This window comes from Leifsonia sp. SIMBA_070 (genome assembly GCF_046534635.1).
GTDB lineage: Bacteria > Actinomycetota > Actinomycetes > Actinomycetales > Microbacteriaceae > Leifsonia.
The window spans coordinates 1-252 of record NZ_JAWRYK010000627.1 but is presented as its reverse complement, the minus strand read 5'-3'; the positions used below and the strand labels follow the sequence as shown (position 1 = coordinate 252).

The following is a 252-nucleotide window of genomic DNA, read 5'->3' as shown; positions in this document are numbered from 1 at the left end:
AGACAAGCTTTTAAAGAAAAGCTTCTTATCTAAAGCTGATCCAATAGTAAAAATTGGGTTCCAGGAACAGGTACTGACGCTCTACAGGGAAATTATCTTTCAGGTAAAGAATGAACCTTCTGGTTATCAGCCACAAGTATCTGGCGCTGCATTACACCTGATTGGTTTGGTATATTCCCTTTACAGACAGGAAACATCTGAATTAAACAGCGGTAATAACGATCTGATGAAACAGGCTATTCAAAAAATCAG

At 38.1% G+C, this 252-nt stretch carries 1 protein-coding gene; it reads left to right on the top strand.

Annotation, left to right across the window (positions count from 1 at the left end):
- On the top strand, positions 1 to 252 hold a 252-nt coding region (locus tag SB754_RS21735), incomplete at both ends, for a hypothetical protein (protein WP_410784389.1).